The following is a 12314-nucleotide window of genomic DNA, read 5'->3' on the forward strand; positions in this document are numbered from 1 at the left end:
TTCGCTGTGAGTGGTTAATGTTAATGATTGCTGGCATATCAACATAGAAAAGCGGGAATGTTTATTTAAACATTCCCGCTTTTTGTTTAACACCCTTTTTATAAACCACCACTAAAGAGTTTAGCTGTGGTGGTTTAACAGTATTGACTAGTATTGCACTACAGTGGCAACGTTCATATTGCCTGATTGGTTTACGTTGATGCTGTTGTTAGTGCCTGCTTGAGAACCTAACACTAAGTTGTCATTACCCGTTTGAGTGATTGACAGGCTGTTATTGTCACCGCTAACGCCAAATGAATTTGAAGCAAATGAAGTGTCATTATCGCCGCCTACCCAGTTACCGTTACCTGATTGAGTAATTTTCGCGGTGTTTTCATCACCTTCAATAATCAGGTCAATAACGTTAAGATCGCCACTTTGAAGTGCGCTGACATCGGCATTGTTGTTGCCAGCAACAGAAATCAATGTTTCGTTCTCAGCGCCATCTTGCTCAACATCAACTTCGTTATCGCTACCCACGGCATCTACATAAGCAAAGTTCTCATCACCTTCTTGGCTAACTTCAATACTGTTATCTTGACCATCAGCAAAGGCAATGATTTCGTTGTTATCGCCTTTAGAAGATAAATCGAAGTCGTTATCTGTGCCGTATGCACCAAAGGTTGCGAAGTTCGCATCGCCTTTTTGTTTCAAGTCAACGTCGTTGCTATCGCCCCATACTTGGAACTCTGCACCGTTGACATCGCCTTTTTGAGCGATAGTAATATCGTTATCATCACCTTGGATATCTGCCACTAAAGTATCACCGATAGTGTTGCCGCTGCCATTTTGGGTAATATCGACACTGTTGTCATCACCCGTAGTCATCGCAAGATAAGCCGTGTTGCCGTTACCTTTTTGATCCATTGAAATATCGTTATCGCTGCCGGCCAGTGCGTAAACGAAGCCAACATGGTTATCACCTTTTTGGACCATGTCTACTGTGTTGTCATTACCTGCAATACCTTTCGCTGCGCCAAAGTTATTGTTACCCGCTTGATTAACAGAAACGTCGTTGTTGTTACCCACGTTAGCGGTTAAGTCGAGAGCGATTAAACCTGCTTGGTTGTTGTCACCGATTTGTGTGATTTTACCGTCGTTGTTGCTGCCTTCAACGCGAAAAACTGCAAAGTTTGCGTCGCCTTCTTGCTCAACAAACACGCTGTTTTCAGCGCCAGTGATTTCAACTTGGCTTTCGTTGACTTCGCCTAATTGGTTAACGAATACCGTGTTATCGTTGCCAGTAACATCGCTACTGCTTTGGTTAAAGAAACCATCTTGCGACACATTTACATTGTTGTTGTCACCTACAACATTCGCACTTGCCACATGCCAGTCAACTTGTTGCGTTATTTGGACCTTGTTATCATCACCCGTTGAATTAATAGCCGCTTCATGCCACACACCGTCTTGGATGACGGTTGCGGTTTGATCTGTACCTGTTTGCACAACCGCAGCAGCGTTAAGGCCACCCGTTTGTGAGACTAAAGTGTCTTGGGCTTGGCCTGACTGTACTACGCTAATTTCACTCACTGTACTGGCAGCAAAAGCTTGACCGCTTAAACCTGTTGCAATGGCCAAAGCAATAAGTGATTTTTTAGCTTGTGATTTCATGTGACGCTCCCTGTTTAATATTGAGTTATTGAGATTGCAGCACCGTCCGCAATCTGTTGAATCGAAAAGTTGCCGCTTCCTAGTTGGTTCAGTTGCACGAGATTGTCATTGCCAATTTGTGTCACTGAAGCCGTATTTTGACTGCCGACTTGCAGTAGTTGGACTTCATTGTTTGAACCAATCTGTGTGATTAGCGCATCGTTATCATTGCCCACTTGTGTTACATCGGCCTTGTTATCGCTGCCTGACTGGAACAGTAATCCTTGGTTGGCAGTGCCTTGTTGAACCAGCTCGATAAGGTTATCGCGACCGGAACGTTCCAGTAATGCCTGAAGGGTTACGGGTAACTCGTTGACATTCAGCTCTTGTGCTGAAGTCATACAACTACAGAGCAAGATCAGCGGCACCAAAAAGCGTATAGAGGTATTTGGCACGGGTGACTCCTTGCATCAAATATCTTGGGCTGCTTAAAGCAACTTGCATCCCAAATTCAGACCTGAAGATACGAGTCCCGTTAATATGTCGCAATTGGCCAAACGGGTATTTATTCTAGAAAGGATTAACGGAAGGTAAATAATAGCTGTATTTATATCGTATTGATTAAATAGATTTTATATGTTTATTGACGTGTTTTTATTTAAGGGGTCTAGTCTAGTTGTCCTAGTAGTTAAGTCGTATTTGTTGTGAAGCGAGTATTTGATTTTTAAACAATGCAATAACAAGTGAAGGGAAATACATCGACTATCGCGTTTGCATTTTCTTGATAAAAAAGTACGCGTTTGTGCCAGCGAGAAACTGCTGTGGAGTTTAATCAACTGTAGCAAGCTATGTCATTTACCCTGTGTGCAACAAGAGGCTTCTTGTCCTTGCAGTAATGAATCCTAGGTTAAACAAAGGGACATTGCTGTGAGTGGAAGATTAACCATTATTATGATTAAATTCCTTAATGAGGTAGAGAGAAGATTAATACTACTGTTTTATGCGAGATCAGTGCTTTTCTGGTTTTTTTAACTCTTCATGGAATGCTTCGGTACTGATTTGGCTTTTACGGTCTTCCAGTTGTTGCATCGCACTGTTATTACTCACAGTTAACGCATTGAAGCGAGTATTGATATCGTCCATTTCGTTAATGTATTCAGGATCGGTTTTCTCTTTATTTTGCCAATAACGCTTACGTTCTAATTTCTGCAATTCACTGGCGCGCAGAATTTCAAAATAGCTATTTTCCTGCTTAAGACGATATATCTCGCCGTCGAGTAACTGCAATAATTTTTCTTTAGAAATGGTTCGGCTATTCAGTAGAGTGTGTAAAGGATCGAGAGGAATGTCCCTTTTATCAGAGTCTACTTCAGTCGTTATCCCTAACTGGTATTCGATTTTATGTTGGCTAAATTCCTGCGGACAAGCGGTTTGGCTAAAGACAATTTTGTCATCTTTACGGCATTTATAAATAGTATTTGCCTGTATTGCAGTGGGCAAAATAACACAAATTAGGGTGAGTATCAGTCTTGCCATGAGGCCACAAATCCTTTGTACACTTGCATAGCTATTATGATTTAATTGTTTGATTAAGCATGATAAATAATGATTATGACGTTTACATTATTATGCCTTTATAACCGTTTTTATTAGGCTTAACCGGCTGTTAAGTCCAATAAATTAAAGGATTAGCCATGCATCATTAGAAGGTCAAATTCACTCGTCAATGTCTGCCGCTAATCATTTACCTTAAATTAACATCTGCATCATACTATGGCGTAAATTTAGGGATAAAACCAGTTTTTTGACGCTTCAAATTTTTGGCGCTGGGATTGATTCTAAAGAAGAAAATAGCTTCTGGTCGAGCATTAGGTAAATAAAAAGGAGCGACTGCTCCTTTTTATTTATTGATAACGCTTAAGAGATTAGCGATCGAACCTTAAGTTGTCGATAAGTCGCGCTTTACCTATATAGGCGGCGGCCAAAATGACTAAGGTTTGGTCTTGGCTCTGCGCTTTCTCAAGCGTGTGAGCATGACGAATTTCCAGATAATCCGGCGTAAAGCCCGCCGCCACTAAACTGATTTTCGCTTGCTCGGTGACAGCATCAACACTCTGACCTTGTTTGATCCCTGCAGCCATAGTATCTATTGCCTGTTTTAACGCTGGTGCCGCGGCTTTTTCTGCGGCGGTGAGATAACCATTGCGCGAACTCATGGCTAAACCTGAGTCCTCACGTATGGTATCAACACCGATAATCTCAATCGGTAATGACAAGTCTTCAACCATAGTTTCAATGACTAATAGCTGTTGATAGTCTTTATTGCCAAAGAGTGCCACATCGGGCTGTACTATGTTGAATAGTTTACAGACGATTGTCGCAACGCCACGAAAATGCCCCGGACGGCTAGCGCCGCAGAGCAGATCTGAAATACCTGGCACTTCAACATAGGTTTGTTGCGCTAAGCCCTTGGGATACATCACGGCTGGCGTTGGGGTAAACAGCAACTCAGCGCCAGCGGCGGTGAGGGCTTCACTGTCGGCGGCGAGTGTGCGTGGGTAGGCATCGAGATCTTCGTTCTGGCCAAATTGCATTGGATTGACGAAAATCGATACCACCACATGATCACAACGTTTAGCCGCTTCTTTCACTAAGGTGATGTGTCCCCGATGGAGATTACCCATGGTCGGCACAAAGGCGACAGTTTCGCCCTTGGCACGCCATGCACGCACTTGAGTGCGAATATCATCAATATGGGCGCTAGTGATCATTGAGCCTTACCTTGCATAAATCTGTTATTAGTTAAAAGTGTGTTCGTCGCCAGGAAAAGTTCCTTGGGCAACTTCGTCGATATAAGCACGTACCGCAGAACGAATTTCACCGGTTTGTTTTAGGTAGTTTTTCGAGAAACGTGGAATGTAACCACTTGAAATACCTAACACATCATGCATCACCAAGATTTGACCGTCGGTCGATGCGCCTGCGCCAATTCCAATGACAGGAATCGTTAAGGCTTGAGTGATCGCCGCAGCGAGAGGCGCAGGGATACATTCTACGACTAATAGTTGAGCCCCCGCGGCTTCTAAAGCCTTAGCTTCGTCGAGGATGCGCTGGGCATTTTCGGCATCGCGGCCTTGCACTTTAAAACCACCAAACACATGAACCGACTGAGGCGTCAAGCCTAAGTGGGCACACACAGGAATACCGCGTTCGGTAAGCTTAGTGACGGTTTCGAGTAACCAGTGGCCGCCTTCGACCTTGACCATGTTCGCGCCAGCTTGCATTAACTCAGTGGCGTTGACCATAGCTTGTTCTGGCGTGGCGTAACTCATAAAGGGCATATCGGCGATCAGCAGGGCACGTTCGATACCGCGACGAACACAGCGAGTATGGTAAGCGATTTCTGCTGTAGTGACGGGCAGGGTATCGTCATGGCCTTGGAGAACCATTCCCAAAGAATCGCCGACCAGCAGCACATCGACACCTTCGCTATCGAACGCGCTGGCAAAACTGGCATCATAGGCTGTCAGTGCCGTGAATTTTCTACCTTCCTGTTTGTATTTCAACAGGGTTGAGCTAGTAATTTTAGACATATGGATGATCTTCAAACCAAATAGAAGTGGTGTTATAAGCTAACTGAGGACGGACTTCAATGATCAATGCCCAGTTGTTGTAACTCGGCCAACATTTTTGTATCGATAAGACTGTCGATGGCAGTGTTGCACGGCAGAATCAGATCCGGTGCAATTGCGGCTAAAGGTACGAGCACAAAGCCGCGCGTTTTCATGCCGTAGTGGGGCACTTTGAGTCTAGGAATGTCAATGTTCTCATTACCATACAAGAGTAAATCGAGATCTAAGGTTCTAGGCCCCCAACGCTCTAGGCGGATTCGTCCTTGGGTGTTTTCAATATGCTGCAGTGCATCGAGTAAAGCTAATGGCGCAAGATCAGTATCGAAACTCGCTACCGCATTAACATAATCGGGTTGCACGACATCGCCCATGGGCGTCGAATGGTAATAGGGAGAAACGACGAGACTATTGCCTAAGGCTAAGGCGGACAATGCCGTCACGGCATTGTCCAATTGCGCCTTGGGATTTTCAAGATTTGCGCCTAATGCGACGTAGACGCGGGGCATTATTCAGCCGTTTTAACTTTAGGTGTGCCACTCGCTTTAGGTGCGCTCGTCGGCGCTGAACCATCGGCATTCGGTGCACGAGGACGGCGACGACGTTGGGTGGCATTACGGTTGCGGTTTGGCGATTTACTGCCGCTACGCGCTATAGCTAAACGTTCCGTTTCATCGGCTTCGACAAATTGTTGCCACCAAGCGGCACTTTTAGCGACATTACCCGCTTCGACTTCGCCCCTGAGCAAGAGTAAATCGTATGCGGCTCTAAACTTAGGGTGTTCCATTAGTTTAAAGGCGCGAGTGCCTTGGCTACGATCAAAGCGTAACTGTAACTGCCAAATGTCTTTTGCTGGCGTACTAAAACGGCGTGGAATACTAATGGTTTGGCATTGCTGCTCCATCACATCGCCCATGGCGGCAAAGAAGGCATCGTATAACGTCAGGCCACTTTCAACCGCGATATCTTCGGCGCGTTGACGCAGTGGATACCAGAGAAGCGCAGCATAGAAGAATGAAGGTGTGACCGGCTTATCTTCGTTAACTCTTTGATCTGTGCTCTTCATGATGGCTTGCACCATTTTCGTGGTCGTACCTTTAGGATCATCTTTTAGCAGAGCGGCCACTTGCGGAAACAGCGGCGCGAATAGCTTGTATTCTTGCATCAGTTCGAAGTTGGCTAAGGCTTTGCCTGCAAAGAAGAGTTTCAACACTTCTTCGTACATACGCGCTGCGGGAATATCTTTTAGCAGTGGCGCTAATTGTTTAATCGGCGCTGCTGTGACTGTTTCGATACCCATGTTGAGCTTAGTGGCGAAACGCACTGCCCTTAACATACGCACCGGATCTTCACGGTAACGGGTTTCTGGATCGCCAATGAGTCTCAGTGTGCCCGCTTTGAGATCGGCCATACCGCCGCCATAGCTGCGAATCGAGTAATCGCTGATATCGTAATAGAGGGCATTGACGGTAAAGTCGCGGCGCTCGGCATCTTCATCGATTTCGCCATAGACGTTATCGCGCAGCAAACGCCCTTCGGCATTGGCTTTAGAGACTTTCTCATTACTCTCGCCGTGGTGACCACGGAAGGTGGCGACTTCAATCACATCGCGGCCGAAAACAATGTGCGCTAAGCGGAAACGGCGACCGACAACACGGCAATTACGGAATAATTTTTTGATTTCTTCCGGTGTTGCATTGGTCACTATGTCGAAATCTTTCGGTTCAATCCCTAAGAGTAAATCGCGTACACCGCCGCCGACTAAATAGGCTTTAAAGCCAGATTTATTCAGTCTGTATAATACCTTAAGGGCATTCTCGCTGATTTGTTTGCGCGAGATGGTATGGGCATCTCTTGGTACTAACTCTAAACTCAAAGCACCGGAACTTTGTTCAGGTGTTGTTGGTTCAATCTGAGCTGGAGTCGGAGCGGTCGTTTTAGGCGCGTCTTCAAATAGCTGTTTGCAGAATTGGCTGATACGGCGAAAAATGGGACACCTCGAAATATGATCTGTTATTTGATTAAAAATCTGGCGGCTATCATATACCAAATGCGGCCTAATGAGTATATCAGGGCTCGATCAGTATCTCAGATTGTTGCGGTATAGTGGATAATTGAAACTGATCCACGGCTTGAGCGAGCATTTGCGCCACAGAGCCGCGGGTTTCGACGGGGGTTTGGCCTAAAAATGTCAGTGCCGCATTGAGGCTCGCCTGTGGATTAAGTGTATCAATTGCCTGTGCATGATTCTGTTTTGAGAGCTTAAAGCCTTTACTTATGCAGGCGAGTGGCAAGTGCAGCCATTGCGGTGTGGCTAAACCAAAGCTTTGATACAAACTCAGTTGGCGACAACTGGCCTCGATTAAGTCGCAGCCTCGAACCACTTCGGTGACCCCTTGATAAGCATCGTCGAGTACCACGGCCAGTTGATAGGCGTACAGACCATCACTGCGTTTGATGATGAAATCCTCTGCGGCAAAATGGCTATCAACGCAAATATGGCCCATTAGATTGTCATCAAATTCTTGCACTTGCGCCGTGTTGACGATTCGCACCGCACCCGACCTAACAAGATTTGCAGACTGGGTTTGTGGCAATCGGTGGCAGCGGCCATCGTAGACGCCGCCCATGGCTTGAATTTGCTTGCGACTACATTGGCAGAAATAGGCTTTATCTTGGGCGAGCAGCGAGTCAATTTGCGCTTGATAAGCCGCTGTGCGCTGGCTTTGATACAGAGGCACATCATCCCACTCAAATCCATAGGCTTCTAAGGTGCGTAAGATATCATCGGCGGCGCCTTTGACTTCCCGCGGTGGGTCTATATCTTCGATGCGAATTAGCCATTTACCCTGTTGCGAGCGGGCGCGCAGATAGCTGCCTAGGGCTGCGATAAGCGAGCCAAAGTGCAAGGCACCCGAAGGCGAAGGCGCAAAGCGGCCGACATAGGACTGGCTGGATAAATCGGAATGCAATGGCTTTGACATAACAACTAGATGGCGTTTTAAAGTCGCGACGGTAAAAGTGGATGTATTTTAGAGGGATGCTAAGAGAAAAGCGAATCGGGGTAAATTGGAGTGAGCTTGGCTTAAGCTCGTCGAGATTACGAGTTGCTAGAAACAAATAGGCGGGGAAATCCCCGCCCAGTATGCTTGATTAACCAGCCATTTGTTTCTCTTTGATCTCTGCAAGCGTTTTACAGTCGATGCATTGATCGGCTGTTGGACGCGCTTCGAGACGGCGGATGCCGATTTCGATACCGCAAGAATCACAGAAGCCGAAATCGTCCTCTTCAATTTTTTGCAGTGTTTTTTCGATTTTTTTGATCAACTTACGTTCTCTATCGCGAGCACGAAGTTCGAGGCTGAACTCTTCTTCTTGTGCTGCACGGTCAACAGGATCGGGAAAGTTTGCGGCTTCGTCCTGCATGTGGCTAAGAGTACGGTCGACCTCTTCACGCAACTGATTGCGCCAAGCTTCAAGAATTGTCTTGAAGTGACCCAGTTGCTTAGCGTTCATATACTCCTCACCCGGCTTTTCCTGGTAAGGATTTACACCTGCGATAGCGAGTACGCCAAGTTTTTTGGTGCCTTCAGGCATAACGCATCTCCTGTAATCATTTGCGTTTGTAGGGCGTCCTTAAGAACGGCCGCTATCTATAGCAGAATCTTCACATCGAGGCAAACTTTTCATTCTGCTTTGATTGAATTTTTTGACTATGTTCGCTAATTCAAATGAAATCAAATTTAACTCAGCCTTAACATCATACTCGTACATCGCAGGCTTGGGCTAGGTGAATCTCTGTAGGGGAGATTTTACAGCGATAGGCTAGCACTTCAACGCCGGCTAACACAGCCATTTTCAGTAACTTAGCATATTCAGGGTCGATATGTGCTGCGGGGGCAACACTGAATATTTCACTATGCTGCACCACAAATAGCAATACGGCTCGATGGCCTTGACTCACCATGTGCATCAATTCACGTAAATGTTTTTGACCGCGTAGGCTTACAGCATCGGGAAAATAACCTTGGCCATCCTCGAGCAAAGTACAACTTTTGACTTCTATATAACAGGCGGGTTTTTGAGCACCCTGTAGCAGGATATCGATGCGACTATTTTCATCACCGTATTTGACTTCACGGCTTAGGCTGTCATAACCCGTGAGTTCTTTGATGATACCTTTATTGATGGCTTCTTCGGCTAAGGTGTTCGCCTGACCCGAGTGGATACCGATTAAGCCTGCATCTGGCGTGGTCATCAGTTCCCACGTATGGGCATATTTACGTTTAGGGTTATCAGAGGTAGAAAACCACACGGTTTCACCGGGATACAGGCAATTACGCATAGAACCCGTATTGGGGCAATGTAGTGTGATCTCACTGCCATCGCTTAGCTGCACATCGGCCAGAAAACGTTTATAGCGGCGCAGTAAAATGCCCTGTTGTAGTGGCGGAGTAAATTCCATCGGTAGACCTATATCGGCTGTTCTAGGCCGCAAAGCCTAGCAAATTTCGCAAATGTTTACAGATTTTACCTGAGTTACTTCAGCCAATCGCTTTGCGTCATCGCCTGCTAGCAGTAAACTGCCGCCATAAAGTTTGTTCTGATTGCTGATTGATTGTTCTAATTGATTATTCTAAAACGAATCGAAAAATAAGGATCCCTAATGAGTGAACTAAAAGTAACTGAATTGATGAAAGTGCAATTAACCAAAGAAGCACCCGTCGCGCACTGGGGCAAGGCTGATGTAACTTATACTGCCGACGGTGCGCAAATTCATTTAGCAGGTGGCGATGAGCTGCGTCAAATTCAAATGGCGGCCCGTAAACTGCGCAATCAAGGTATTAGCTGTGTGGAATTAGCTGGGCAGTTTTGGGACCTCAATAGCCAATGGGTGTTTGCCCAAGGTTTCGCGACGGCAAAACCAGGCTATCAAATTTATTGGTGTGGTGATGAGTCTGTGCAAGCAGAATTGCAACGTCGACTCGATGTGGCAACCTTTGCCCGTCAACTCATCAACGATACGCCTGAAAACCTGTCGCCAGTGAAGCTTGCCCAACAAGCAGCAAAATGGTTGGCTGACGTTGGTGGCGACAAGGTAAGTTATCGGATTATCGAAGGCGAAGCGCTGCTTGAAGAGCAGTGGATTGGTATCCATGCCGTCGGTCGCGGCAGTGAGCGTCCACCAGCAATGTTAGAGTTAGACTTCAACCCATTAGCCGCCGATGCACCCGTGTCTGTGGCGCTTGTGGGTAAAGGGATTACCTTTGATTCTGGCGGCTACAGCATCAAGGCTTCTGAAGGCATGTTAGGCATGAAATGCGATATGGGCGGCGCGGCGACTGTGACTGCAGCACTTGGTTTAGCGATCAAGTCTGGCCTCAACAAACGCGTTAAACTCTTCTTATGTTGTGCTGAAAACTTGATCAGCGGCCGCGCCTATAAGTTAGGTGATATTCTGACCTACAAAAATGGTGTAACAGTTGAAGTGGTGAACACAGATGCGGAAGGACGCTTAGTGTTGGCCGATGGCCTACAAGCTGCTTCTGCTACAGGCGCACCTTTTATTATCGATGCAGCGACCCTTACAGGCGCCGCTGTGATGGCGGTGGGTTCTAACTACAACGCGATTTTCTCGCCACAGACGGATGTGTTGCAACTGGCCCAGCAAAAAGCCACGAGTGTTGCCGAGCGCGTATGGCCGCTGCCGCTGGATCCTTGGCACAAAGAAATGTGTCCATCTGCCTATGCTGACACCGCCAACAGCCGCGCAATGAAAGGCGGCGGTGCAGGTGGTGCTTCTAATGCCGCTGGTTTCTTATGGCGTTTCGTGTCACCCGAAGCTAAATGGTTACACGTTGATTTAGCGGGCGCTTTTGAAGATTCAGCTTCTGCCATGTGGGGCGCGGGTGCAACGACCCACGGCGTATTGACTATTAGTGAATTGATTAAAGGCTAAGCCTAGATTTAAGTCTAGCGCTAAGACTAAATCAGATATGTTAGCTAAGATCCATTAAGGTTCTGTAGCTTTGATTAAAACCGCCTACGGGCGGTTTTTTATTGGTTGAAAGATGAGATCACTCGTTTACTTGGCGTTTTAGCGGCTTCATGGCATGTTATGGCTGAGCATTTTTAATTGGAAAACATGATGGTAACTATACGAAAAGCGACGAAAGCGGATGCTCAGGCCTGCTGGGATATCCGTAATGCAGCTATTAATAAGGGCTGCGCTGGATTTTATGATGCGGGCGATCTGGTGATTTGGACCGAGGGCGAACTGACCGAGCAATTTAGCCGTATCGTCGATGCACATTTTTATGTGGCAGAGTTGTCCTCTGACGAGTTGCAGCTTAAGACTGTGGTCGGCACTGCCATGTTGGATGAACCCTATGCCCAGTTAGAAGCCTTGTTTGTTTCCCCCGATGCTATGGGGTTAGGTGTCGGCAAGGTATTGCTACAATTTATTGAAACTATGGCTTTTAATCAGGGGATAGCCCAACTCAGATTAGAATCAACTTTAAATGCGGTGGATTTCTATCGTCACTGTGGTTTTGGTGGTGAAGGTTTAGAGGAGGAATCTATCTACTGTTCGCCCAGAGGAATAGCCTTAGAGTGTATGGTGATGTATAAAAATCTAGGGCGGTTTTTGGCCTGTTAGGGCGCAGTAAAAAACGCTGCTGCTAGAATCTAGGGCGTTGCTTTGCAACTGCTAGAACGACGCGTTGCGGCTACGGATAACGGCACGCAGCAAACTGCTACAGAACGTCACTTTTTGACTCACGATTTATGCAACGGACTTTGCTCTTACGGTGAGTGCAGCGTTCTGTGAGTGAGTTTACGAATGTTCTATTTTCCTAGAATCTAGAGCCTAGAATCTAAAGCCTAGAACCTATTTTCTGAGATGTTGTTGACATACTCAAGGAAATCGACAGAGCAAGTATGAATGTGGAATTAACTCTGAAGATTTAGAGTTTAAGCTAAGGTTGCTGACATATTCGAGGGAATCAACAGATCAAGCATAGATGTGGAATTCATTCTTCATATAAGGTTGCT

The 12314-nt window shown here is 46.3% G+C and carries 12 protein-coding genes; 2 read left to right on the forward strand and 10 right to left on the reverse strand.

Going from position 1 to position 12314, the window contains the following annotated elements; genetic code table 11:
• Positions 1 to 147 precede the first annotated feature (147 nt).
• The 10 genes from CKQ84_RS12365 to sfsA form a co-directional block, all read right to left on the reverse strand.
• Positions 148 to 1653 (reverse strand): curlin, encoded by a 1506-nt coding sequence (locus CKQ84_RS12365; protein WP_105251517.1) that lies wholly within the window; start codon positions 1651 to 1653, stop codon positions 148 to 150.
• Between the two features lie 14 nt (positions 1654 to 1667).
• Positions 1668 to 2087, reverse strand: coding sequence for a curlin (locus CKQ84_RS12370; protein WP_105251518.1), 420 nt, complete (start codon positions 2085 to 2087; stop codon positions 1668 to 1670).
• Positions 2088 to 2640: 553 nt separating this feature from the next.
• The gene (locus CKQ84_RS12375; protein WP_105251519.1) at positions 2641 to 3168 is read right to left on the reverse strand and encodes a hypothetical protein; all 528 of its coding nucleotides are present in this window, start codon (positions 3166 to 3168) and stop codon (positions 2641 to 2643) included.
• Positions 3169 to 3557: 389 nt separating this feature from the next.
• Entirely contained in the window at positions 3558 to 4403 is an 846-nt protein-coding gene (gene panC, locus CKQ84_RS12380) for a pantoate--beta-alanine ligase (RefSeq protein ID WP_105251520.1), read from the reverse strand.
• Between the two features lie 27 nt (positions 4404 to 4430).
• Entirely contained in the window at positions 4431 to 5225 is a 795-nt protein-coding gene (panB, locus tag CKQ84_RS12385; protein ID WP_105251521.1) for a 3-methyl-2-oxobutanoate hydroxymethyltransferase, read from the reverse strand.
• A 56-nt stretch (positions 5226 to 5281) separates the two neighbouring features.
• Entirely contained in the window at positions 5282 to 5770 is a 489-nt protein-coding gene (gene folK, locus CKQ84_RS12390) for a 2-amino-4-hydroxy-6-hydroxymethyldihydropteridine diphosphokinase (protein ID WP_105251522.1), read from the reverse strand.
• Positions 5770 to 7311 carry a polynucleotide adenylyltransferase PcnB gene (locus tag CKQ84_RS12395; protein WP_173913179.1) on the reverse strand — a complete coding sequence of 514 codons (1542 nt, stop codon included), beginning with the start codon at positions 7309 to 7311 and terminating at the stop codon, positions 5770 to 5772. The genes folK and CKQ84_RS12395 overlap by 1 nt, the downstream gene beginning before the upstream one ends.
• A 19-nt stretch (positions 7312 to 7330) precedes the next feature.
• Positions 7331 to 8245, reverse strand: coding sequence for a tRNA glutamyl-Q(34) synthetase GluQRS (gene gluQRS, locus CKQ84_RS12400; RefSeq protein WP_105251523.1), 915 nt, complete (start codon positions 8243 to 8245; stop codon positions 7331 to 7333).
• Positions 8246 to 8414: 169 nt separating this feature from the next.
• The gene (dksA, locus tag CKQ84_RS12405) at positions 8415 to 8858 is read right to left on the reverse strand and encodes an RNA polymerase-binding protein DksA (RefSeq protein ID WP_006082967.1); all 444 of its coding nucleotides are present in this window, start codon (positions 8856 to 8858) and stop codon (positions 8415 to 8417) included.
• A gap of 163 nt (positions 8859 to 9021) precedes the next feature.
• Entirely contained in the window at positions 9022 to 9726 is a 705-nt protein-coding gene (gene sfsA, locus CKQ84_RS12410) for a DNA/RNA nuclease SfsA (protein ID WP_105251524.1), read from the reverse strand.
• 201 nt (positions 9727 to 9927) lie between these two features.
• On the opposite strand from sfsA, the gene pepB reads away from it, so the two are divergent.
• Both pepB and CKQ84_RS12420 read left to right on the forward strand, forming a co-directional pair.
• Positions 9928 to 11220: an aminopeptidase PepB gene (pepB, locus tag CKQ84_RS12415; RefSeq protein WP_105251525.1), complete on the forward strand. Its 1293-nt coding sequence runs from the start codon at positions 9928 to 9930 to the stop codon at positions 11218 to 11220.
• 189 nt (positions 11221 to 11409) lie between these two features.
• Complete coding sequence (locus CKQ84_RS12420; protein WP_173913180.1) at positions 11410 to 11919, forward strand: GNAT family N-acetyltransferase; 510 nt, start codon at positions 11410 to 11412, stop codon at positions 11917 to 11919.
• Positions 11920 to 12314: the final 395 nt, after the last annotated feature.

This window comes from Shewanella sp. WE21 (genome assembly GCF_002966515.1).
Lineage (GTDB): Bacteria > Pseudomonadota > Gammaproteobacteria > Enterobacterales > Shewanellaceae > Shewanella > Shewanella oncorhynchi.

Excerpts from the sequence above, each read along its gene's own strand:
- panB (WP_105251521.1), bottom strand. The coding sequence starts at position 5,225 with ATGTCTAAAATTACTAGCTCAACCCTGTTGAAATACAAACAGGAAGGT.
- folK (WP_105251522.1), bottom strand. The coding sequence starts at position 5,770 with ATGCCCCGCGTCTACGTCGCATTAGGCGCAAATCTTGAAAATCCCAAG.
- panC (WP_105251520.1), bottom strand. The coding sequence starts at position 4,403 with ATGATCACTAGCGCCCATATTGATGATATTCGCACTCAAGTGCGTGCA.
- CKQ84_RS12420 (WP_173913180.1), top strand. The coding sequence starts at position 11,410 with ATGGTAACTATACGAAAAGCGACGAAAGCGGATGCTCAGGCCTGCTGG.
- CKQ84_RS12365 (WP_105251517.1), bottom strand. The coding sequence starts at position 1,653 with ATGAAATCACAAGCTAAAAAATCACTTATTGCTTTGGCCATTGCAACA.
- sfsA (WP_105251524.1), bottom strand. The coding sequence starts at position 9,726 with ATGGAATTTACTCCGCCACTACAACAGGGCATTTTACTGCGCCGCTAT.
- gluQRS (WP_105251523.1), bottom strand. The coding sequence starts at position 8,245 with ATGTCAAAGCCATTGCATTCCGATTTATCCAGCCAGTCCTATGTCGGC.
- dksA (WP_006082967.1), bottom strand. The coding sequence starts at position 8,858 with ATGCCTGAAGGCACCAAAAAACTTGGCGTACTCGCTATCGCAGGTGTA.
- pepB (WP_105251525.1), top strand. The coding sequence starts at position 9,928 with ATGAGTGAACTAAAAGTAACTGAATTGATGAAAGTGCAATTAACCAAA.
- CKQ84_RS12375 (WP_105251519.1), bottom strand. The coding sequence starts at position 3,168 with ATGGCAAGACTGATACTCACCCTAATTTGTGTTATTTTGCCCACTGCA.